This window comes from Mycobacterium sp. OTB74, assembly GCF_029892685.1.
Taxonomy (GTDB): Bacteria; Actinomycetota; Actinomycetes; order Mycobacteriales; family Mycobacteriaceae; genus Mycobacterium.
In genome coordinates this window covers 23909-45506 of the sequence record NZ_JARXVD010000013.1, presented here as the reverse complement: position 1 = coordinate 45506, position 21598 = coordinate 23909, and the positions used below count along the sequence as shown (strand labels likewise).

18 protein-coding genes are annotated in these 21598 nt (G+C 67.3%); 12 read left to right on the top strand and 6 right to left on the bottom strand.

Features of this window, described 5'->3' with window-relative positions; genetic code table 11:
- Positions 1-109 precede the first annotated feature (109 nt).
- Entirely contained in the window at positions 110-1528 is a 1419-nt protein-coding gene (locus tag M2432_RS17680) for a PepSY domain-containing protein (protein WP_280828128.1), read from the top strand.
- 3 nt (positions 1529-1531) lie between these two features.
- Here the strand turns inward: M2432_RS17680 and M2432_RS17675 are convergent, their stop codons facing one another.
- Positions 1532-2236, bottom strand: coding sequence for a zf-HC2 domain-containing protein (locus tag M2432_RS17675; RefSeq protein WP_280828127.1), 705 nt, complete (start codon positions 2234-2236; stop codon positions 1532-1534).
- A gap of 113 nt (positions 2237-2349) precedes the next feature.
- On the opposite strand from M2432_RS17675, the gene M2432_RS17670 reads away from it, so the two are divergent.
- Entirely contained in the window at positions 2350-3747 is a 1398-nt protein-coding gene (locus tag M2432_RS17670) for a 3-deoxy-7-phosphoheptulonate synthase class II (protein WP_280828126.1), read from the top strand.
- 72 nt (positions 3748-3819) lie between these two features.
- On the opposite strand, the gene M2432_RS17665 is transcribed toward M2432_RS17670, so the two are convergent.
- Positions 3820-5073: a protein kinase gene (locus M2432_RS17665; protein ID WP_280828125.1), complete on the bottom strand. Its 1254-nt coding sequence runs from the start codon at positions 5071-5073 to the stop codon at positions 3820-3822.
- On the opposite strand from M2432_RS17665, the gene M2432_RS17660 reads away from it, so the two are divergent.
- Positions 5063-5467: an Rv2175c family DNA-binding protein gene (locus tag M2432_RS17660; RefSeq protein WP_280828124.1), complete on the top strand. Its 405-nt coding sequence runs from the start codon at positions 5063-5065 to the stop codon at positions 5465-5467. The two genes, M2432_RS17665 and M2432_RS17660, sit on opposite strands and share 11 nt — an antisense overlap.
- 115 nt (positions 5468-5582) lie before the next feature.
- On the opposite strand, the gene M2432_RS17655 is transcribed toward M2432_RS17660, so the two are convergent.
- The 4 genes from M2432_RS17655 to M2432_RS17640 form a co-directional block, all read right to left on the bottom strand.
- The gene (locus M2432_RS17655; RefSeq protein WP_280828123.1) at positions 5583-7139 is read right to left on the bottom strand and encodes an alpha-(1->6)-mannopyranosyltransferase A; all 1557 of its coding nucleotides are present in this window, start codon (positions 7137-7139) and stop codon (positions 5583-5585) included.
- Between the two features lie 5 nt (positions 7140-7144).
- Complete coding sequence (gene idsA2 / locus M2432_RS17650) at positions 7145-8233, bottom strand: bifunctional (2E,6E)-farnesyl/geranyl diphosphate synthase (RefSeq protein WP_280828122.1); 1089 nt, start codon at positions 8231-8233, stop codon at positions 7145-7147.
- A 95-nt stretch (positions 8234-8328) separates the two neighbouring features.
- Positions 8329-8940 (bottom strand): DUF3153 domain-containing protein, encoded by a 612-nt coding sequence (locus M2432_RS17645; protein WP_280828236.1) that lies wholly within the window; start codon positions 8938-8940, stop codon positions 8329-8331.
- Between the two features lie 113 nt (positions 8941-9053).
- Positions 9054-9683: a GNAT family N-acetyltransferase gene (locus M2432_RS17640; protein WP_280828121.1), complete on the bottom strand. Its 630-nt coding sequence runs from the start codon at positions 9681-9683 to the stop codon at positions 9054-9056.
- A gap of 301 nt (positions 9684-9984) precedes the next feature.
- On the opposite strand from M2432_RS17640, the gene M2432_RS17635 reads away from it, so the two are divergent.
- From M2432_RS17635 to ftsW, 9 genes are all read left to right on the top strand, one after another.
- Positions 9985-10383, top strand: coding sequence for a DUF3040 domain-containing protein (locus tag M2432_RS17635; protein ID WP_280828120.1), 399 nt, complete (start codon positions 9985-9987; stop codon positions 10381-10383).
- A gap of 376 nt (positions 10384-10759) precedes the next feature.
- Positions 10760-11194, top strand: a complete 435-nt coding sequence (gene mraZ / locus M2432_RS17630; RefSeq protein WP_280828235.1) for a division/cell wall cluster transcriptional repressor MraZ — start codon at positions 10760-10762, stop codon at positions 11192-11194.
- Between the two features lies 1 nt (position 11195).
- The gene (gene rsmH / locus M2432_RS17625) at positions 11196-12332 is read left to right on the top strand and encodes a 16S rRNA (cytosine(1402)-N(4))-methyltransferase RsmH (RefSeq protein WP_280828234.1); all 1137 of its coding nucleotides are present in this window, start codon (positions 11196-11198) and stop codon (positions 12330-12332) included.
- Complete coding sequence (locus M2432_RS17620) at positions 12332-13555, top strand: hypothetical protein (protein WP_280828119.1); 1224 nt, start codon at positions 12332-12334, stop codon at positions 13553-13555. Before rsmH ends, M2432_RS17620 begins: the two co-directional genes overlap by 1 nt.
- Positions 13556-13644: 89 nt before the next feature.
- Complete coding sequence (locus tag M2432_RS17615; protein ID WP_280828233.1) at positions 13645-15477, top strand: penicillin-binding protein 2; 1833 nt, start codon at positions 13645-13647, stop codon at positions 15475-15477.
- An 83-nt stretch (positions 15478-15560) separates the two neighbouring features.
- Complete coding sequence (locus M2432_RS17610; protein ID WP_280828118.1) at positions 15561-17084, top strand: UDP-N-acetylmuramoyl-L-alanyl-D-glutamate--2,6-diaminopimelate ligase; 1524 nt, start codon at positions 15561-15563, stop codon at positions 17082-17084.
- Entirely contained in the window at positions 17081-18601 is a 1521-nt protein-coding gene (murF, locus tag M2432_RS17605; protein WP_280828117.1) for a UDP-N-acetylmuramoyl-tripeptide--D-alanyl-D-alanine ligase, read from the top strand. Before M2432_RS17610 ends, murF begins: the two co-directional genes overlap by 4 nt.
- Positions 18598-19677 carry a phospho-N-acetylmuramoyl-pentapeptide-transferase gene (gene mraY / locus M2432_RS17600; RefSeq protein ID WP_280828116.1) on the top strand — a complete coding sequence of 360 codons (1080 nt, stop codon included), beginning with the start codon at positions 18598-18600 and terminating at the stop codon, positions 19675-19677. Before murF ends, mraY begins: the two co-directional genes overlap by 4 nt.
- 172 nt (positions 19678-19849) lie before the next feature.
- Positions 19850-21583, top strand: a complete 1734-nt coding sequence (gene ftsW, locus M2432_RS17595) for a putative lipid II flippase FtsW (protein WP_280828115.1) — start codon at positions 19850-19852, stop codon at positions 21581-21583.
- Positions 21584-21598 lie beyond the last annotated feature (15 nt).

Here is a 21598-nt window from a genome sequence, read left to right as displayed (position 1 = left end):
TCGTCGTAGCGGCCGTTGGACGGCCGGGAACTTTTCGCGCTCGGACACCGACCAATGCAGCGATATCTCAGACTGCTGTGCCCATCGAGAGTTGAGAGCTGCTGCCATCGTGAGTCCAACACCGCTGCAAGAACCCCGCTCAACCGGCTCCCCGGACCGGTCGGCCTGGACACGGTTCCGGCCGCTGTTGGTGCGACTTCACTTTTATGCGGGCCTGTTCGTCGCCCCGTTTGTCCTGGTGGCTGCCATCACGGGCCTGCTTTACGCGGTGGTGCCGCAGATCGATGACGCGGTGCACCGGCACGAACTCACCGTCGATGCGGTCGGCGAGCGCCAGCTGCCGCTGGCCGAGCAGGTGTCTTCGGCGCGGGCGGCCCATCCGGAAGGCACCGTAGCCAGCATCCGGCCGCCAACCAGCCCGACCGAGACGACGCAGGTGACCCTCGCCGTTGACGACGTGCCGCCGGACTACGGCCGCACGGTGTTCGTCGACCCCTACACGGGAGCGGTCCGCGGAGCGCTGACCACTTACGGCCAATGGCTGCCGGTACGGGCCTGGTTCGACGAGCTGCATCGCAACCTCCACCTGGGGGCGCTCGGCCGCAACTACAGCGAGCTGGCCGCCAGCTGGTTGTGGGTGATCGCAGGGGCCGGTCTGTTGCTGTGGCTTGGTCAGCAGCGCGGTCGGCGTCTGGTCATCCCGGATCTGCGGGCGTCTGGCCGGCGGCGGCTTTTGTCCTGGCATGGCGCACTCGGGGTGTGGACCCTGGCAGCCGTTGCGCTGCTTGCGGTTTCGGGCCTGACGTGGTCGCGTTTTGCCGGGGCCAACGTTGCCGAGTTGCGATCTGAACTGAGTTGGACGACCCCGTCGGTGGATACCGCGCTGCCGACGACCGAGCTGTCGCAAACTGAGCAGCCGCACACCGCGGGGTCGCACCACTCAGCGCCGCACGACCAGCACGACCATTCGAGCACGCTGCACGGCATCGACACCGCACTGCAGGCCGCGCAGGACGCACATCTGAGCAACCCGATCTGGATGTATCCGCCGTCCGAGCCGGGGCACGGTTGGCGGGTCGACGAGAACAAGCGGGACTGGCCCACCCGGTATGACGCCATCGTCGTCGACCCCGACACCGGCGTGGTGACAGAACGCCTGAACTTCGCCGACTGGCCGTTGATGGCCAAGCTCGCCGACTGGATCGTGGGTGCGCACATGGGGATTCTGTTCGGCGTGCTCAACCAGGTGGCCCTGATTGCGGTCACCGTCGCGATGATTGTCGGGATGCTGCTCGGGTACCGGATGTGGTGGCGTCGCCGGCCTGCCGGGAATCTGCGGCTGCCCACGGGGCCACCGGCGGCGCGAGCGGGTGCCGGGCCGTCGGTGCTGGCCGCGCTGCGGCCGTATGAGGCCGCGCTGGTGCTCGTCGGGCTCGTGGGGTTCGGCTATTTCGCCCCGCTGTTCGGGCTATCGCTGGTCGCGTTCATCGCTGCCGATCTCGCCGTCGGCTGGTGGCGGGCCCGCTGATGGTCAGGCGGCGCCGTCGGTCGGCCACAGGTGGCCGCGGCGCCGTCCTCGAGATGCGTTGTCCGGCAGCGTGATGTCGTCAACTTCGATAGGTGCGCTGCTTGCCTGCGGGTCAGGATCGGTAGTGCGCAGCCGCCACACCACGACGGCCAGCACGGTGCCGACCAGTGCGGGCAGGTGACTGAGCACCCGCGTCATGGTGACCGCACCGGAGACTTCGTCGGCCACCACATAGCCGGTCAGTACCGCGGTGAACACCCCGCCGATCACGGCCAGGCCCGGAGCCAGGGCCGGACGCAGCGCAGCCGCCACCATGGCGACTCCGAGAGCGGCCGACCAGGCAATCGCCTCGTTGACCAGGTGGCCACCGGTCGGGTGGCCCGCGTGCAGGCCGACCGTGGCGCCGAGCGCTTGGGCCAGCGTCAGTCCCAACTGGGTCACGCCGACCAACACCAAGGCGATCTGTGGCCAGATAATCCGGCGGGTCGGGGGAGTTAGCTGCGGCACAGTGTCGGCCACCGGCGCCATCCGCGAACGATCGCCGGACGCCAGGACGGTCAGCAGGCTCATCTGAGCCGTCATCTGCTGATGCCAGCGGGTGCATTCGGCGCACCCGGCCAGGTGCTCATCAACCCGTTGGGCAGGCACGGGCTCACGCTCGCCGTCCATTCGCGCGGACAGCGCTTCGCGGGCAACCTCGCACTCCACGTGACTAATAGTCGCGCATGGGGCCCGTATTTCTCCCGGCGGTATCGAAGTTCTCGGCGGCTGCGGGGTTGGTGTGGTAAAACGCGCTGGTCCCGCGCGGTTACCATAGACGGGTGAACTGGACCGTCGACGTACCCATTGATCAGCTGCCCGAGCTGCCACCGCTGCCCGAGGATCTGCGGGCGCGCCTCGCTGAGGCCCTCGCGCGCCCGGCGGTACAGCAGCCCAGCTGGCCGGCGGACCAGGCCGCGGCCATGCGCAAGGTGCTCGAAAGCGTCCCGCCGATCACCGTTCCGTCGGAGATCGAGCGGTTGAAGCTCCAGCTGGCCGACGTGGCCCAGGGCAAGGCGTTCCTGCTGCAGGGCGGCGACTGCGCCGAGACCTTCGCAGACAACACCGAGCCGCACATCCGCGCAAACATCCGCACGCTGTTGCAGATGGCCGTTGTGTTGACCTACGGCGCCAGCGTGCCGGTGGTGAAGGTGGCCCGGATCGCCGGGCAGTACGCCAAGCCGCGGTCGTCCGACACCGATTCGCTGGGTCTGACCTCCTACCGCGGTGACATGGTCAACGGGTTTGCCCCGGACCCCGCGGCCCGGGTGCACGACCCGTCCCGGCTGGTGCGTGCTTACGCCAACGCCAGTGCGGCGATGAACCTGGTGCGGGCGCTGACCTCGTCGGGTCTGGCTTCGCTGCATCAGGTGCACGAGTGGAACCGCGAGTTCGTCCGGACCTCGCCTGCTGGTGCCAGGTACGAGGCGCTGGCCGCCGAGATCGACCGCGGCCTGGACTTCATGACCGCCTGCGGCGTGAACGACCGCAACCTGCAGACCGCCGAGATTTACGCCAGCCACGAGGCTCTGGTGCTGGATTACGAGCGCGCCATGCTGCGGCTGTCTACTGAGTTCCCGATCGATGCCCCCGAGCCTCGGTTGTACGACCTGTCGGCGCACTACGTGTGGATCGGGGAGCGCACCCGCCAACTCGACCACGCGCACATCGCGTTCATGGAGACCATCGCCAACCCGATCGGCGTGAAGATCGGCCCGACCACCACGCCTGAGCAGGCTGTCGAGTACGTCGAGCGGCTGGACCCGAACAACCAGCCGGGCCGGCTGACCCTGGTGAGCCGGATGGGCAACGGCAAGGTGCGCGACGTGCTGCCGGGCATCATCCAGAAGGTCGAGGCGTCGGGCCACCAGGTCATCTGGCAGTGCGACCCCATGCATGGCAACACCCACGAGTCCTCCACCGGCTACAAGACCCGGCACTTCGACCGGATTGTCGACGAGGTGCAGGGCTTCTTCGAGGTGCACCGTGCGCTGGGTACCCACCCGGGTGGCATCCACGTCGAGATCACCGGCGAGAACGTCACCGAATGCCTTGGTGGCGCACAGGATATCTCCGATGACGACCTGGCCGGCCGCTACGAGACGGCGTGCGACCCGCGGCTGAACACCCAGCAGTCCCTGGAGTTGGCCTTCCTGGTCGCGGAGATGCTGCGCGACTAGAAACATCGCGCCAGTGGCCACTTGCCACACGGTTTTCTCGAAAAGCCGTGTCGCAGGTGGCCACTCGGCGTTTTAGAGCAGTCCGTTGACGTTGCTGCCCAAGGCCCAGGCGCCAGCGGCCACCAGTCCGGTCATGGTGAGGACGGCGATCACCCAGAACAGGGTCAGCCGCCGGGAACGCTGCCGGGCCCATTCGAAGTCTTCGATGTTGATGCCCGCGAATTGTCCTGCCGCATAAGATGATTCGGCCTTGCGTGAATCGTGCCACTGCGCCGGGTCCATGGTGAACTGCAGGGTGTGGTTTGGCTTCGGCTGCTCTGCTGCCCGACCTGTGGCGGTCGTGGTGCGCTCGGCCCGTGCCGGGCTGTGCTCAGCTGCCGCGGCGGCGGTGTGCTGGGCCGAGTTCTTCGGTGCGGGCACACGGAATTCGGGCAGCCCGAGGTCGGTGACGATTGCTGCCAACTCAGCGCCCATATCCCGCGCGTCGAGGTAGCGGTTGGCCGGATCGCGGGCAGTCGCACAGGCCACCAGATCATCGAATTGTTTTGGCACCCCGGCGATCGCCGCGCTTGGCGGCGGAACGTCGTGGTCCAGCCGCTGGTAGGCCACCGACAGAGTGTTGTCGCCGGTGAACGGGGTGACCCCGGTGAGTAGCTCATAGGCCATCACACCGACGGAGTAGACGTCGCTGCGCGGGTCGGCGTCGCCGGTGCTGACCTGCTCGGGAGACAGATAGGCCGCAGTGCCCAGAATCACACTGGTCGCGGTGATCTTGGCCTCGGCAACGGCGCGGACCAAGCCGAAGTCGGCGAGCTTCACCGCACCGTCGTCGGAGATCAGCACGTTCTCGGGCTTGATGTCGCGGTGCACAAGGCCGGCGTCGTGGGCTGCGGCCAGTCCGCCGAGCACCGGGGCCAGCACGGCCGCGACGGCGTGCGGCGGCATCGGGCCGCGTTCGCGCAGCAGTTCGCGCAAGGTGCCGCCGTCGATCAGCTCCATCACCAGGAACGGGTGACGGCCGTCGAACCCCTGGTCATACACGGCGACCAGGCCCGGATCCTTGAGCCCGGCCGCAGCCCGGGCTTCGCGCTGGAATCGGGTCAGGAACTGTTGATCACCGGAGTACCGCGAATCCATCACCTTCAGCGCCACAGGGCGGTCCAGACGGACATCCAGCCCGCGGTACACCGTCGACATACCACCGCTCGCGATGGTGGCGTCGACCCGGTAGCGCCCATCGAGCACCGCACCGAGGAGCGGGTCCGGTTGCTGGGATGACTGCACCCGGCAATCGTACGGCTCTAGAATCAGTGCGGTGAGCAGCATTCCGGCCGCCGAGGACGTTCTCGATCCTGACGAAGCGGTCTACGACCTTCCTGCGGTGGCGTCCATGTTGGGCGTTCCGGTGACCAAGGTTCATCAGTATCTGCGTGACCGGCAGTTGATCGCCGTGCGCCGCAAGGGCGTCGTGGTCGTGCCCAAGGTCTTTTTCGACGCCAAAGGTCATGTGGTCAAGCCGCTGTCGGGTCTGTTGGTGGTGCTGTACGACGGCGGTTACCACGAGACCGACATCGTGCGCTGGTTGTTCACTGCCGACGAGTCGCTCGTGATCACCCGGGACGGGTCGACTGAGCGGCAGGCCAACGCGCGTCCGGTCGACGCGCTGCATTCGCACCAGGCGCGCGAAGTGCTGCGGCGTGCGCAGGCTATGGCCTATTGACGGCTCGGCCGTCTGCGGCCTATTGACGGCTCGGCCGCCTGCGGCCTATTGACGCTGGGCCGTCTGTGGCGTTCTGACGGCTGGGCCGTCTGTGGCGTTCTGACGGCTCGGCCGTCTACGGCGTACTAGGCTCCGCCAACGCGTCCTCGCCAGTCTCCGGTTCAGGCGCCTTCGCCAGCGAATACCACGCTGCGACACCACATCCCGTGGCCAAGATGACGTGCACCCAGGAGTACATGCCGTGCGAGCCGTCGGGTTTGAAGATCACCATGATCCAGGTCGAGAACCCGGCGATCAGGGCGATCGCGGATCGGCTCTGGGTTAGGGCGGAGATGACGGCCAGCGGCCAGGTGTAATACCAGGGCAGCGCGGCCGGCACGAACAGCACCACCACGCCCATGCACAGCGCGATACCGACCAGCGCTTCGCGGTCGGTGTGCCGGAATCGCCACCACAGCAAGGGCAGCGAGATCGCGATGATCGCGATGCCCATGATGCGGGTCACGTCCAGTACCGCGTAGAAGCTGACCGCCATGAACAGACCGCCGACGGCGTGAATCACGTTGGCGGCCGCGGTCGGGATGGTCAGCCAGTTGATGATCTTCACCGAGCCGGCCAATGCGGTCAGCCAGCCCAGTCCGACCCCGGCCAACAGGGACAGCACCGCGAACACCACCGAGAAGATCACTGCCGACGCTGCGGTGGCCGCGGCGAAGGCGGTCACCGGCCGCCAGGATCGACGCTCCTGGAGTTGTCGCATCCATACCCAGACCATGAACGGAAGTGCCAGCCCCGCCGTGGCTTTCACCGCAACAGCCACGGCGATCAGGCTGACACCGAGCACGGGTCGACGGTTGAACGTCACCGCCAGCGCGGCCATCATCAGCCCGACCATGAGCATCTCGTTGTGCACGCCGCCCATCAGATGAATGATCACCAATGGGTTGAGCACACAGATCCACAGCGCCGCAGCGCTGTTGGCGCCGACGTGCCGGGCCACCCGGGGTGCCGCCCAGATCAGCATGATCAGCCCCGGCAGCATGCACAGTCGCAGCAGCATGGTGCCCTGCACCACGTGGTTGCCGACGATCATGGTGACGAACTTGGCGACCAGGATGAACGCTGGACCGTACGGTGCCGTAGTGGTGGTCCAGATCGGACTCACGTTGTCCAGCAACGAATTCGGATTGTCGACCGGCCCGACGATGTACGGGTCCAGACCGTCGCGCAGCAGCGCGCCCTGGGCCAGATAGGAGTAGGTGTCGCGGCTGAACACCGGCACGCTCAGCAGCAGTGGTGCCAACCAGAATCCGGTGGTCGCGATCATCGTGTAGTCGGAAACATCCCCGGATCGCTCCGCTCCTGCCCGCCGTCCAGCAGTGCGGTCCACCACCCGGCGACCCAGCCACAGCCACGCGATCAGCATCAGGCCGACGCCGGTCCACAGCAGGATCGAGGACACCACCAGGCCGTGGCCGAACCGCAGCCAAGACAGATGTAAGGACTCCAGAAGCGGATCGTGCAATCGGGTGCTACCGGCGCCGAGCCCGCCCAGGGTGATCAGCACTGCGCCGGCGAAGCCCAGCAGCGCAGGACGGCCTTCGGGGGAACGCCCGAACGTCGACAATCGGGCGATACGCCCCGGGGGTTGGGTGGCGATAGCGGTGACCATGAACGTCAGGCAGACCGGTTCGACGCGCGGCGGGCCAGTTCGGTGAGTCCGGCCCTGGCGTTCGGGTCGATGGGCGCCGCCGCCAACGCGGTCAGTCCGCGCTCGGTCAGCAGCGTGATCCGGTCCTCGACGGCCGCCAGCGCACCGACCGATTCGATCACCCCGCACAGCGCGCCGACCTGGTCGTCGTCCAGATCGGTTCCGATCGATTCCCGCAGTAGCCCGGCGGCAGTCGGGTCAGTGCTCTCGGCCAGGGCTATCGCTTCGGCCAGCAGCACGGTGCGTTTACCCGAGCGCAGGTCATCTCCCGACGGCTTGCCGGTCACGGCTGGGTCGCCGAAGACGCCGAGCACGTCGTCGCGCAGCTGGAATGCGATGCCCAGGTCTGTTCCGATTTCGTGGAAGATCTTCTGGACGTCGGGCCGGTCGGCCGCGACCGCGGCGCCGAGCTGTAGTGGCCGCGTCACCGTGTAGGACGCGGTTTTGTACATGTTCACGTTCATCGCCGAATCCACGGTCTGTGCTCCGCTGGATTCGGCGACGATGTCCAGGTACTGCCCGCCGAGTACCTCGGTGCGGATGTGGGCCCATACGTTTTGCACCCGCCGGTGCGCGTCGACGGAGATATCGGCGCTGACCACGATGTCGTCGGCCCAGGCTAGGGCAAGATCGCCGAGCAGAATGGCTGCTGACAGGCCGAACTGGTCGGAGGAACCCCGCCAGCCTCGCTGTTGGTGGCGCTCGGCGAACAGTCGGTGCACGGTCGGCAAGCCGCGTCGGGTCGCCGAATCGTCGATGACGTCGTCGTGGACCAGGGCGCAGGCCTGCAGCAATTCCAGTGCCGAGAACAGGCGCAGCTCGGTCGGGCCGGCCGGTTGGTCCGGCGTTTCGGTGACGGCGCGCCAACCCCAGTACGCGAAGGCCGGCCGTACCCGCTTGCCCCCGCGCAGCACGAATTCCTCCAGTGCAGCGGTGAGCTCGGCGTAGTCGTCGCCGATGTAGGAACTGTCGCGCCGGCGTTCGCCGAGATACTCGCGCAGTTGATCTGTGATGGCGTTCGCCAGCTCGCCAGCCGACGGACTTGCGGCGTCCACGCTCAGCGCGCGCCCCTCTCCTGACCCGGTGTTCTTTGCCTCCGGGTGCTCCCGAAGTTAATCCAGCCTAGTGTGTGCGGCCGGATTTCCAGCCTTCAGGAGTCGCTGAGGCTGGTGAACCGGGGAGAGCGGTCTCGAGTCCAGAAGGCCAGCCCGCCGATGATGGCGGCCACGGCGAACGACAGCAGCGTCATCCAAAGGGCCGCACCGGTGAAGGACCGGGCGCTGGGGTCGGTGTACCGGGCCTGGGCCTTCATGGTGCTGACCACGCCGGGCTTGAGCTTCCAGGACACGGTGGAGCTGTCCAACCGTTCGCCGTTGGTTGAGGTGACGTCGCCCGGGAAGGACACCGAGAGCGCTACGTCGGCATCCGGGTCGCTGAGTGTGGTGAGGTCAACACGGCCTTCCAGGATCACCAGTTCACCTGCGCGGCGCAGCGAGAGGTCGACGCCGGCTGCGTCGCTGCTCAAGTTGGCCAGCTGCGGCAGCTCGGAAAAACTCAGGTCGGAGAACACCGCCTCGGAGCCGACGTAGTCGTCCTTGTGGTACTCGGACACCGCCACCTTGGTGGCGAACGGCAGGTTGTTGGACAGCTGGGGCCCCTTGTCGTCGGGGCCTTTCGCCCTGGTTGCAGCCGTTACCTGCCCGGAGACCTTGTCATCGGGGGAGACGGTCAGCGACGTGTGCACCCGCACGCACCCGGTCATTATCGGCAGCAACAACAGCACCAGCGCTAGGGCCGGCAGGCGGTGGCGGCGGCGGTTCACGCAGTTATCGTGCCAGATCTCCCTGGGCGTACGTGTTCAGAGGGCGCAGGGGCTCACAGGGGCAAGGCTCGGCCGAGGATGGCGAACGGCCTCGGGTCGCCAGGAAAATAGTAGCCGCGGATGACGTCGGTGAAGCCGAGGCGGCGGTACAGCCGCCAGGCCCGGTTGCCCTCGCCGTGGATTTCCGGGGTGGATAGCAGCACGTGCGATTCGGTGCGTCCGGCCAGCAGCCTGCGGATCAGCGCCTCACCCAGGCCATGCCCTTGGGCTCGGGGGTGGATGTGCAGCTCGGTCAGTTCGAAGTAGCCGGTCATCAGGTCAGCGATCCGGTCGGCCGGGGTGCCGATCCGGCGCAGCCCTTCGGATACCTGTTGTTGCCACCATTGGTCGGGCGCGCCGCGGTAACCGTAGGCCACCCCTTGCATCGGTGCGGTGGCGATCAGTGCGGGGTCGAGATTGTTTGCATTCGCGGAGTTTGGGTCCGCGTCGAGTGCGGTATCCGCCCCGGCATCGAGCGCTGCGACCGCAAACCAGCCATCGCGTCGGGTGTGGTCCAGCCACATCGACGCCCGCTGCCGTTCGGTGCCACGCGGGTATTGCATGGCTTCGATGTACACGGCCAACGCGTCATCGAGGCGAAGCTGCATATCTGCGGGCGACAGATCGGTGAGGAACGTCGCCACGATGTAGTGCCTTTCGGTGCGCGGGGCCGACCAGGTCCGTCCAGAGGATATGGCCCCGGGATGCGTTCGGGGTGAGGAGATCCGGGGTTTAGGGGGTACTTGGCCCAGTCTTACAATCCGGGAGTTGCGAACAATGTGGTACGGGTCTGTATGACCTCGTATCATGACTGTTAGGTGCCCGTGACCGGCGGGTGCATGCGATTGTGAACAACTGCCGCTCTGCGGCAGGGCAAGACGATGCCGCACCGGCGGCACGAGAAACGATGCCGCACGGCGGCACTGGGCCAAACGGGAGGCACGGATGCCACTCTCCGATCATGAGCAGCGCATGCTCGACCAGATCGAGAGCGCGCTCTACGCCGAGGACCCCAAGTTCGTGTCGAGTGTCCGCGGCGGTGCATTGCACGCGCCGTCGGCACGGCGGCGGCTGCAGGGCACGGCATTGTTCGTCGCCGGGCTGGCGCTGTTGGTGGTTGGCATCGCATTCCGCGTCCTGTGGATCGACCAGCTGCCCATCGTCAGCGTGATCGGGTTCGTAGTGATGTTCGCCGGCGCCGTGTTCGCGCTGACCGGCCCGCGGGTGCTGGCCAAGGACAAGGCTGCGCCGCCCGTGGGTGCCAACCGGTCCAAGCGGACCAGGGGCGGCGGTTCGTTCACCACCCGCATGGAAGATCGGTTTCGGCGTCGTTTCGACGAATGACCAGCGACTGATCACTGCTCTTATGCAGGGGTAGCCCTATAGGGCTGCCCCTGTTTTGTTTTCAGACTGTTTACGGCGACACGCCGGAGGTCATCCCGCACGGCCGCCATGCGACGGCGATGGCGGCCGCCCCATTGGGAGGGCGCCGAATGCCCCCACAATTCCCCACCGCACTGCCTTCTGGCTTGTGAACTGCACTTTTTCTTGGCTCTTCGGGTCCGACAGCGCGCTGACGGCGCTGTTTTCTCTGAGATCTCTGGGGTAGGTGGGGCAGCTGAGGTCACTTTTCGCCACGGGTTGGAGCAATGTGGGGGAATGTGGGGTAAAGTGGCGGACATCGGAGCGGCAAGGTTCCGAAATGGCGGGAGGTGGCCTGATGTTTTTGGGCACCTACACGCCGAAGCTCGACGACAAGGGGCGGCTGACGCTGCCCGCCAAGTTCCGCGAAGCACTGGCAGGAGGTGTGATGGTCGCCAAAAGTCCAGATCACAGCCTGGCCGTGTACCCAAAGGCTGAGTTCGAAGCCGAAATCGCACGCCGGGTGGCCAGCACCCCGCGGAACGATCCCGCCGCTCGCGCCGACCTGCGCGTCTTCGCTGCGGGGGCCGACGAGCAGCTCCCCGACGCTCAGGGCCGTATCACCCTGTCTGCCGACCACCGTCGTTACGGGAGCCTGTCAAAAGAGTGCGTGGTGATCGGCGCGGTCGATTACCTCGAAATCTGGGATGCCGGCGCCTGGCAGTCCTACCAAGACCTTCACGAAGAGAACTTCTCCGCGGCCAGCGATGAAGCGCTCGGAAACGCCCACTGACCTGCTGGCCCGTGCAGCGTGGCCTCTGCCCGAACCGACCCTGGCGTACTTCCCCAACGTCAGGTTCGTGATTTCGGACAGGGACCTCGTTGCAGGGGCCGCACACTTCGATCCAGACAGGCAGGACCCGGACAAGCCGATTGGGGGTGTCGCGTTGACCGATCGCCGGCCGCACATCCCGGTGATGCTCGAACGCTGCGTCCAACTACTCGCACCGGCACTGACCCGGCGCAATCCTGACGGTGCCGGTGCGGTGCTGATCGACGCGACCTTGGGCGCCGGTGGCCATTCCGAACGCTTCCTGACGCAGTTCCCCGGCCTGACCCTGATCGGCCTGGACCGCGACCTCACCGCCCTCGAACTTGCCGGCCGGCGGCTCGCCCCGTTCGGCGACCGGTTTCGCCCGGTGCACACCCGCTACGACGGGATCGACGATGCGCTGACCCAATCCGGTTACCGCCCAGGGGAATTGGACGCCATCCTGTTCGACCTCGGGGTTTCCTCGATGCAACTGGACCAGGCCGACCGCGGGTTCGCCTACGCGCAGGACGCTCCGCTGGACATGCGGATGGACCAGTCCGTCGGGCTCACCGCGGCTGACATCCTGAACACCTACGACGCCAGGGAACTCACCCGCGTCCTACGCGAGTACGGCGAAGAGAAGTTCGCGTCCCGGATCGCCGGCGCGGTCGTCCGTGAGCGGGCTCGTCGTCCCTTCACCACCACCGGTGAACTGGTCGAATTGCTCTACGCCGTTATCCCGGCGCCGGCCCGTCGCACCGGGGGACACCCGGCCAAGCGCACTTTCCAGGCGCTGCGCACCGAGGTCAACGGCGAGCTGGACTGCTTGCGAGCTGCCATTCCCGCAGCGTTGGAGGCCCTGCGTCCCGGTGGCCGGATTGCCGTTGAGGCTTACCAATCGCTGGAAGACCGAATTATCAAGGGCTACTTCACCAATGCCACCGCATCCCGTACCCCGGCGGGCTTGCCGATGGAACTGCCCGGCCACGAACCACCCTTTGTGTCGTTGACCCGCGGCGCCGAGCGGGCTGATGAACACGAACTCGAACTCAATCCGCGCAGCGCATCGGTTCGCCTGCGCGCCTTGGAAAAAGTTGCCACAGGGGGAGGGGCATAATGGCACGACGACCGGCACCGGTACGCGGTGGCAGTAGCCGGCAGGACGGTCGGGCCGGCCGCGGCGGCACCGACGGCCGCAAGCAGACTGCGTTGCGCGACAACGAGATTGCCAAACGGGGTGGGAAGCGGAGCGTCGCCACAGCCCGGGACGGCAAGCGTGAGGCGGCGCGGGGTGCCGGTCGCGACGGGAAGGCCGGTACCAAGGCTGACACTCGCGCCGCGCGCGGTAAGGCCGATACCCGCGCCAAGCGCGGTAAGAGTGACACCCGGCCGCAGCGGTCGGGTCCTCAGACCTCGCCGTTCGCCCGGCCCACGGGCGCACCGTCGCGGCCGAAGAGCGCGTCTCAGGCCAAGGCTCGGGCCAAGGCTCGTAAGGCCAAGGCTCCCAAAGTCGTTCGCACCTCGCTGCAGGACAGGATTTTACTGCGGCTCGCCGAGATCGATCTGAGCCCGCGGCGCCTGCTCGGACGGGTCCCGTTCGTCGTGCTCATCATCGTCGCCCTCGCCCTGGGGTTGGCCGTCACGTTGTGGCTGTCGACCTCTGCAGCGGAGAACTCCTACACGCTGGGGCGCGCCAAGGAGACCAATCAGGCTCTGCAACAACAGAAAGAGGCGCTGGAACGCGATGTGCTCGAGGCGCAGGCAGCCCCGGCGCTGGCTGATGCTGCCCGCAACCTGGGGATGATCCCGTCGCGCGACACCGCGCACCTGGTGCAGGACCCGGGCGGTAACTGGACAGTGGTCGGCAGTCCCAAACCGGCACAAGGTGTTCCGCCACCACCTTTGAACGCTCCGCTGGCCGACCCGGCCCCGCCGGCACCACCCGCTCCGCCGGCGCCGCGGGTCGTTGATCCCCGTGAGTTGAGCGTACGGGCGCCGGATCCCATGGCTCCGGCTCCTGCGGTGGTACCCGGCCAGGTTCCTGCTCCACAGGCGGTTCCCGTTGCGCCGCAAGGGGTTGGCACGCCACCCGGCCCTGCTGCCCAACAACTGACCGACCCTGCCGCTGTGCCCGTCCAGGCCGCTCCACAAGCCGCACCCGCTCAGCCGGCTCCACAAGCCGTGCCTCAGGCCGTGCCGCCGGTTCAGCAGGTCGTCCCGCAGCCGCCGGTACAGCTGGCACCGATTGCGCCCCGGCCGGTTTCGCCGCCGGTCGTCACTCCCGGTGCGCCGATCTGGGCACCGTTGCTGGCGCAATCGGCACCGGGTGCGCCGGCGTGAGTGGCACCGGCCCGGCCAACGGTCGGCGACGCCGACCCCCAACGGCCAAACCGCGTGCCAACCAACCACATTCGGCAAGTGAACGGCGTATCCGTGAGCCGGTGAGCATGCTGAGCCGCACCGGGGGATTCGCCTTCCGGCACCGGGTCGGCAACATCGTGATCATCGTGGTGCTGTTGATCGCCGCGGTACAACTGTTCAGCCTGCAGGGCCCACGAGCGGCCGGTCTGCGGGCCGAGGCCGCCGGCCAGCTGAAGGTCACCGACGTGGAGAAGGCGGTGCGCGGCAGCATCGTCGACCGCAAGAATGCCAAGCTGGCGTTCACCATCGAGGCCCGCGCCTTGACGTTCCAGCCGGTGCGAATCCGTCAGCAGCTCACTGACGCCAAAACCAAGATGCCGGCCAAGGCGCCCGATCCCGACAAGAGACTGAACGAGATCGCCGTCGGCGTCGCCGGACTGCTGAACAACAAGCCCGACGCCCAGACCGTGCTGAAGAAGATCAGCGGCAAGGACACGTTCGTCTACCTGGCCCGCGCGGTGGACCCCTCGGTCGCCGACGCCATTACCAAGAAGTACCCCGAGGTCGGCGCCGAGCGTCAGGACATCCGGCAATATCCGGGCGGATCGTTGGCCGCCAACATCGTCGGCGGCATCGCGTGGGACGGCCATGGTCTGCTGGGCCTCGAAGACGCATTCGACGCGAAGCTTTCCGGCACCGACGGCTCGGTCACCTACGACCGGGGCTCCGATGGCGTGGTCATCCCCGGCAGTTACCGCGATCGCCATGACGCGATGAACGGTTCGACCATCCAGCTGACGCTGGACAACGACATCCAGTACTACGTCCAGCAGCAGGTGCAGCAAGCCAAGGACTTGTCCGGTGCACATGACGTCTCGGCGGTGGTGCTGGACGCGAAAACCGGTGAGATTCTTGCCATGTCGAACGACAACACCTTCGACCCGTCCCAGGATGTCGGTCGCCAGGACGCCAAGCAGATGGGCAATCTGGCAGTGTCCTCGCCGTTCGAGCCCGGGTCGGTGAACAAGATCATCACCGCATCCAGCGTCATCGAGTTCGGGCTGTCCAACCCCGATGAGGTGTTGCAGGTGCCCGGCACCCTCAACATGGGCGGCGTCACCATCCACGACGCCTGGGGCCACGGCACCGAGCCGTACACCACCACCGGGGTGTTCGGAAAGTCCTCCAACATAGGCACTCTGATGCTGGCGCAGCGAGTCGGTCCGGAGCGCTTCGCCGACATGCTCAAGAAGTTCGGCCTCGGGCAACGCACCGGTTCGGGCCTGCCCGGTGAGAGCTCCGGCCTGGTGCCGCCCATCGATCAGTGGTCGGGCAGCTCATTTGCGAACTTGCCCATCGGGCAGGGACTTTCGATGACGCTGTTGCAGATGACCGGTATGTACCAGGCCATCGCCAACGACGGTGTCCGGATTCCGCCGCGCATCGTCAAGTCCGTCGTCGCCGCCGATGGCAGCCACCTCGACCAGCCCCGCCCCGATGGCGTTGAGGTGGTCTCGCCGGAGACCGCCCGCACGGTACGCAACATGCTGCGCGCGGTGGTCCAGAAGGACCCACGCGGCACTCAGCAGGGCACCGGCTGGCCGGCCGCCGTCGAGGGCTATCAGGTCGCCGGCAAGACCGGCACCGCCCAGCAGATCAACCCGGCCTGCGGCTGCTACTACGAGGACCACTACTGGATCACCTTCGCCGGCATGGCGCCGGCGGATGATCCGCGTTACGTCGTCGGCATCATGGCCAACAACCCGCAGCGCAATCCGGACGGTTCGCCGGGGCACTCGATGGCACCGCTGTTCCACAACATCGCGGCCTGGTTGTTGCAGCGCGACAACGTGCCACTGTCGGCGGACCCGGGTGCACCGCTGGTGCTGCAGGCGACCTGACCGGCAGGGCGCCCCCGCTCGAGCCGGTACTGTGTCATGGCCATGTCCTTGCCTCCATTCGCATCTCCGATTGCGTCCCGCTGATGGCGTCTCTACGTCCTGCCGAGCCGGTCGGGGCCGCCTTGGGCTCGGTCGCCGCGCACATCGGCGCCACCGCGGCATTCGGTCGGTCCATTCCCGACCTGCAGCTCACCGGCGTCACGCTCAGCAGCAGTGACGTGGTGTCCGGGGAGTTGTTCGCCGCGCTGCCGGGGGCGGCGGTGCACGGTGCCAGTTTCGCCGGTGACGGGATCGCGGCGGGAGCCGTTGCGGTGTTGACCGACCCAGCTGGGCTGGAGCTGCTCGATGTGAGTGTGCCGGTGTTGGTACACCCGGACCCCCGTGCCGTTCTGGGTGAAGTCGCCGCGGAGATCTACGGCCGGCCGTCCGAGCGGATACAGGTCGTCGGGATCACCGGCACCTCGGGCAAGACCACCACCAGCTATCTGGTGGAGGCCGGGCTGCGAGCAGCCGGGCGCGTCGCGGGGCTGATCGGCACCGTCGGACTGCGCATCGACGGCCGGGACCTACCCAGCTCGCTGACCACCCCTGAGGCGCCCGCCTTGCAGGCGCTACTGGCCACCATGGTCGAGCGCGGTGTGGACACCGTGGTCATGGAGGTGTCCAGCCATGCGCTGACGCTGGGCCGGGTGGACGCAGTGCGCTACGCGGCGGGCGGATTCACCAACCTGTCCCGTGACCACCTTGACTTCCACCCCACCATGGCGGACTACTTCGATGCCAAAGCCCGGCTGTTCGAGCCGGATTCGCCCACTCACGCGGCGGTGTCGGTGATCTGTGTCGACGACGATGCGGGCCGCCAGATGGCCGGCCGGGCAGTCGATCCGGTGACCGTCAGCACGACCGGTGGTGCGGCGGCGTGGACTGTCAGCGACGTCGTCGCCGACCGTGGTGGGCAGCAGTTCACCGCGACAGGGCCCGACGGCACGCCGCATCGGCTGCGAATCGGCCTGCCCGGCGGTTACAACGTCGCCAACGCGCTGCTGGCTACGGCGCTGCTCGATGCGGTCGGGGTAACGCCCGAGCAGGCCGCGCCCGGGCTGTCTACCGCCGCGGTGCCCGGCCGGTTGCAGCCTGTCGACCGCGGCCAACGTTTTCTGGCGCTGGTCGACTACGCTCACAAACCTGGTGCGCTGCAAGCGGTTCTGGAGACGCTGCGGCCGCAGACCAGCGGCCGGCTGGCGGTGGTGTTCGGTGCCGGGGGCAACCGGGACGCCGGTAAACGGGAACCGATGGGACGAGTGGCCGCCGAACTGGCCGACCTGGTGGTGATCACCGATGACAACCCGCGCGACGAGGATCCCGATCTGATCCGCGCCACTATTGCGGCCGGTGCGGCGCAGGCAGGAGGTTCGGCGCAAGTGGTCGAGATCGGTGACCGGCGAGCGGCCATCGACTATGCGGTGCAGTGGGCCCGGGCCGGCGACACCGTGTTGATCGCGGGTAAGGGCCATGAGTCAGGGCAGACCCGAGCCGGGCAGACCCGCCCGTTCGACGACCGTGACGAATTGGCAGCTGCCCTAGACGCTTTGGAGTCATCCGCATGATCGACCTGACCCTGGCCCAGATCGCCGACATCGTCGGCGGGCAGCTCTGTGACATCACTCCGGAGGCTGCCGCCACGACGCGGGTGACCGGCACCGTCGAGTTCGACTCGAGGGCCGTGACGCCCGGCGGGCTGTTCCTGGCGCTGCCGGGCGCACGGGCGGACGGTCATGACTTCGCCGCCGGCGCAGTGGCCGCAGGCGCCGCTGCGGTGTTGGCCGCCAGGCCGGTAGGTGTTCCGGCGATTGTGGTGAAACCCGTTGCTGGACAGGTTGATTCATCTTCTGGTGCGTTGGAGCACGACACCGACGGCTCGGGTGGGGCGGTGTTGGCCGCGCTCGGCAAACTGGCCCGTGCGGTCGCCGACGAATTGGTGGCCGGTGGGCTGCGGATCATCGGGGTGACGGGGTCGTCGGGCAAGACCTCCACCAAGGATCTGCTGGCCGCGGTGCTGGCGCCGCTGGGCCAGGTGATTGCGCCTCCGGGCTCGTTCAACAACGAACTGGGCCATCCGTGGACGGTGCTGCGGGCCACCCGCGACACCGCCTACCTGGTGCTGGAGATGTCCGCACGGCATCCAGGCAACATCGCTGCGCTGGCCGCCATCGCGCCGCCGTCGATCGGTGTGGTGCTCAACGTCGGCACCGCTCATTTGGGCGAGTTCGGCTCGCGCGAAGCCATCGCCGCAACCAAATCTGAACTGCCGCAAGCTGTTCCGTCGTCCGGGGTGGTAGTGCTCAATGTCGACGACGGTGCCGTCGCCGCCATGGCGGAGCAGACGGCTGCACAGGTGGTGCGGGTGTCGCGGGACCCGGGCTCAAACGTCGACGTGTGGGCCGGCGAGGTCTCGCTCGACGAACTGGCGCGGCCGCGCTTCACCCTGCACACCGCGACCGGGCAGGTCGACGTCGCCCTCGCGGTGCACGGTGACCATCAGGTCTCCAACGCGCTGTGTGCGGCCGCGGTCGCCCTGGAGTGCGGCGCCAGCCTGACGCAGGTGGCTGACGCCCTGGCCGGTGCCGGACCCGTCTCCAAGCACCGGATGCAGGTCAGCACCCGCGCCGACGGGGTGGTCGTGGTCAACGACGCGTACAACGCCAACCCGGACTCGATGCGGGCCGGGCTCAAGGCTCTTGCCTGGATGGCCAAATCCGGTGGCGGGGCATCCGGTGCACGGGTCCGCAGTTGGGCCGTGCTCGGCGAGATGGCCGAACTCGGTGATGACGCGATCACCGAGCATGACAGCATCGGTCGACTGGCCGTGCGCTTAGATGTGTCACGACTTGTCGTCGTCGGAACGGGGAGAGCTATGGGCGCCATGCATCACGGCGCGGTGATGGAAGGATCGTGGGGCAGCGAAGTGACACCTGTTCCCGATGCCGCTGCCGCGCTGGACGTGCTGCGTGCCGAGCTGCAGCCCGGTGACGTCGTGCTGGTCAAGGCATCCAACTCGGCGGGCCTCGGGTCGCTGGCCGACGCGCTGGCGCGCGAAGGGGCGGCCAGGGGAGGCGAGGCGTGATCCAGATTCTGTTCGCCGTCGGTATTGCGCTGGCGGTGTCGATCGTCCTGACGCCGGTGCTCATCCGGCTGTTCACCCGCAGGGGCTTTGGACACGAGATCCGCGAAGACGGTCCGGCCAGCCACCAGAAGAAACGCGGCACCCCGTCGATGGGCGGCGTGGCCATCGTGACCGGCATGTGGGCCGGCTATCTGGGTACCCATGTGGTCGGACTGCTGGTGGGCGGCGAAGGACCGTCGGCATCGGGCCTGTTGGTGCTGGGACTGGCCACTGCGCTGGGCGGGGTCGGCTTCATCGACGACCTGATCAAAATCCGTCGGGCCCGCAATCTGGGTCTGAACAAGACCGCCAAGACAGTCGGGCAGCTGGTGGCCGCGGTGCTGTTCGGTGTGCTGGTGCTTCAGTTCCGGAACGAGTACGGGCTGACGCCCGGAAGCGCCGGGCTGTCCTATGTGCGTGAGATCGCGACGGTGACGCTCGGGCCGCTGCTGTTCGTGTTGTTCGTGGTGATCCTGGTCAGCGCCTGGTCCAACGCGGTGAACTTCACCGACGGCCTGGACGGCCTGGCCGCCGGCGCCATGGCGATGGTCAGTGCCGCGTACGTGTTGATCACCTTCTGGCAGTACCGGAACGCCTGCGCGACCAATCCACTGCCGGGCTGCTACAACGTGCGCGACCCGCTTGATCTGGCGTTGGTGGCTGCGGCCACCGCCGGTGCGTGCATCGGCTTCCTGTGGTGGAATGCCGCGCCGGCCAAGATTTTCATGGGCGATACCGGGTCCCTGGCGCTCGGCGGCGTCATCGCCGGCCTGTCGGTTACCAGTCGCACAGAGACGCTGGCCGTGGTGCTGGGTGCGCTGTTCGTGGCCGAGGTCGTCTCGGTGGTGGTGCAGATTCTGGCCTTCCGCACGACAGGCCGCCGGGTGTTTCGCATGGCGCCGTTCCATCACCATTTCGAGTTGGCCGGGTGGGCCGAGACCACGGTGATCATCCGATTCTGGCTGCTGACAGCCATTGCCTGTGGCCTGGGAGTGGCCCTGTTCTACAGCGAATGGCTCTCGTCCGGCGGTCGCTGACCCACGGCGGAGCGCGCCGCGGGTTTGATCGCGGCGATCCGGTCATTCTCGCGACACGCGCTGGATGTGCCGCGTGCTGCGCGGATGACGGGGGAGGATTCTGGGGTGGAAGGGATAACTGGGTCAGATGTGACTGCTGTTACTCGTGTGAATAACGAGGTTCGGTAGTCGCATGTCAGAAATCCTTGCCAAACTGCGTCGCCGCAAAGACGTCGCGCTCGACGACAGCGCCGCGGCCGGTGCCACGGACGCTGATTCCTCGGTCGTCGCTGACAGAGCCGAACAAGCCAACAAAGCCGATAAGTCAGACAGGATCACAGCCGTCGCAGCCGACCGAATCGGGCCGCGGGCCCGCATCGGAGCCTGGCTCGGACGTCCTATGACGTCGTTCCATCTGGTGATCGCGGTGGCGGCGCTGCTGGTCACGCTCGGACTGACCATGGTGCTCTCGGCATCGGGTGTGCACTCATATGACGAGGACGGCTCGCCCTGGACCATCTTCGCCAAGCAGGTGTTGTGGACGGCCATCGGGCTGGTCGCCTTCTACGTGGCCTTGCGGCTGCCCATCGCGTTCATGCGCCGGATGGCGTTGCCGGCATTCATGGTCAGCCTCGTCCTGGTGGCGCTGGTGCTGGTTCCCGGTATCGGTCACCTGTCCAACGGCGCTCGTGGTTGGTTCGTCGTTGCGGGTTTCTCCATGCAGCCCTCCGAGCTGACGAAGATCGCATTCGCTATCTGGGGCGCTCACCTGCTGGCCAGCCGCCGAGCGGAACACGCGAGCTTGAAGCAACTGTTGATTCCGCTGGTGCCCGCCGCGGTGCTCGCTCTCGGGCTGATCGTGGCCGAACCGGACCTGGGGCAGACGGTGTCGGTCTGCATCATCCTGCTCGGGTTGCTCTGGTACGCGGGCCTGTCGCTGCGGGTCTTCGTCACCTCACTGTTGGCAGCCATGGCGGCCGGCGCCGTCCTGGCGGTTTCGGCGGGCTACCGGTCGGACCGGGTGCGGGCCTGGCTGAGCCCGGACGCTGATCTGCTCGGCACCGGCTACCAGTCCCGTCAGGCGAAGTACGCGTTGGCCAATGGCGGCATGTTCGGCGACGGACTGGGCCAGGGCACAGCCAAGTTCAACTATCTGCCCAACGCGCACAACGACTTCATTTTCGCGATCATCGGCGAGGAACTGGGGTTCGTCGGGGCACTGGGCATGCTGTGTCTGTTCGGCTTGTTCGCCTACACCGGCATGCGCATTGCGCGCCGCTCAGCAGATCCGTTCCTGCGGTTGCTGACCGCCACGACGACGCTGTGGGTGGTCGGTCAGGTGTTCATCAACGTCGGCTACGTGCTCGGCCTGCTGCCGGTCACCGGCATCCAGCTGCCGCTGATATCAGCTGGTGGCACCGCGACTGCCACCACGCTTCTACTGATCGGCTTGATCGCCAACGCGGCCCGGCACGAGCCCGAGGCGGTGGCTGCGCTACGGGCCGGTCGCGACGATCGGATGAACCGCCTGCTGCGGCTGCCGTTGCCCGAGCCCTACTCTCCGACGCGGCTGGAGTCCGCGCGCGACCGGTTGCGGTCCAAAGCCGCCAAGGCTGCCCGGCCCGGCGTCCCGGCCCAGCGCAAACGCGATCAGCCGGCCAAGGGGACCAAGACCGCCAAAGCGGCAAACGCGAACAAGCGGGGCAGGCCGGCGAAGAGCAACGTGCCGGCCCGTCAGCACCGTGTCGACGTGCCGGTGCGGTACGGCCGCGCCGCCGCATCGGACCACGGCCGAGGTAAGTCCATACCGGCCGACGGGGCGGGACGGCGCGCAAGGCAAAATGGTGACCGTCAGAGTCAACAACGACGTGACCCTCGTATGTCGGACCGGAGGGTCCGCGCAGTGGAAGGTCATCGGTACGGGTGAGTCAGGATTGGGTGT

Bases quoted from the DNA above. Each gene is read 5' to 3' on its own strand.
- M2432_RS17665 (WP_280828125.1), bottom strand. From the start codon at position 5,073: ATGCTGCTCACCGCACTGATTCTAGAGCCGTACGATTGCCGGGTGCAG.
- M2432_RS17655 (WP_280828123.1), bottom strand. From the start codon at position 7,139: ATGGTCACCGCTATCGCCACCCAACCCCCGGGGCGTATCGCCCGATTG.
- M2432_RS17645 (WP_280828236.1), bottom strand. From the start codon at position 8,940: ATGACCGGGTGCGTGCGGGTGCACACGTCGCTGACCGTCTCCCCCGAT.
- M2432_RS17635 (WP_280828120.1), top strand. From the start codon at position 9,985: ATGCCACTCTCCGATCATGAGCAGCGCATGCTCGACCAGATCGAGAGC.
- mraZ (WP_280828235.1), top strand. From the start codon at position 10,760: ATGTTTTTGGGCACCTACACGCCGAAGCTCGACGACAAGGGGCGGCTG.
- M2432_RS17620 (WP_280828119.1), top strand. From the start codon at position 12,332: ATGGCACGACGACCGGCACCGGTACGCGGTGGCAGTAGCCGGCAGGAC.
- M2432_RS17610 (WP_280828118.1), top strand. From the start codon at position 15,561: ATGGCGTCTCTACGTCCTGCCGAGCCGGTCGGGGCCGCCTTGGGCTCG.
- murF (WP_280828117.1), top strand. From the start codon at position 17,081: ATGATCGACCTGACCCTGGCCCAGATCGCCGACATCGTCGGCGGGCAG.
- ftsW (WP_280828115.1), top strand. From the start codon at position 19,850: ATGTCAGAAATCCTTGCCAAACTGCGTCGCCGCAAAGACGTCGCGCTC.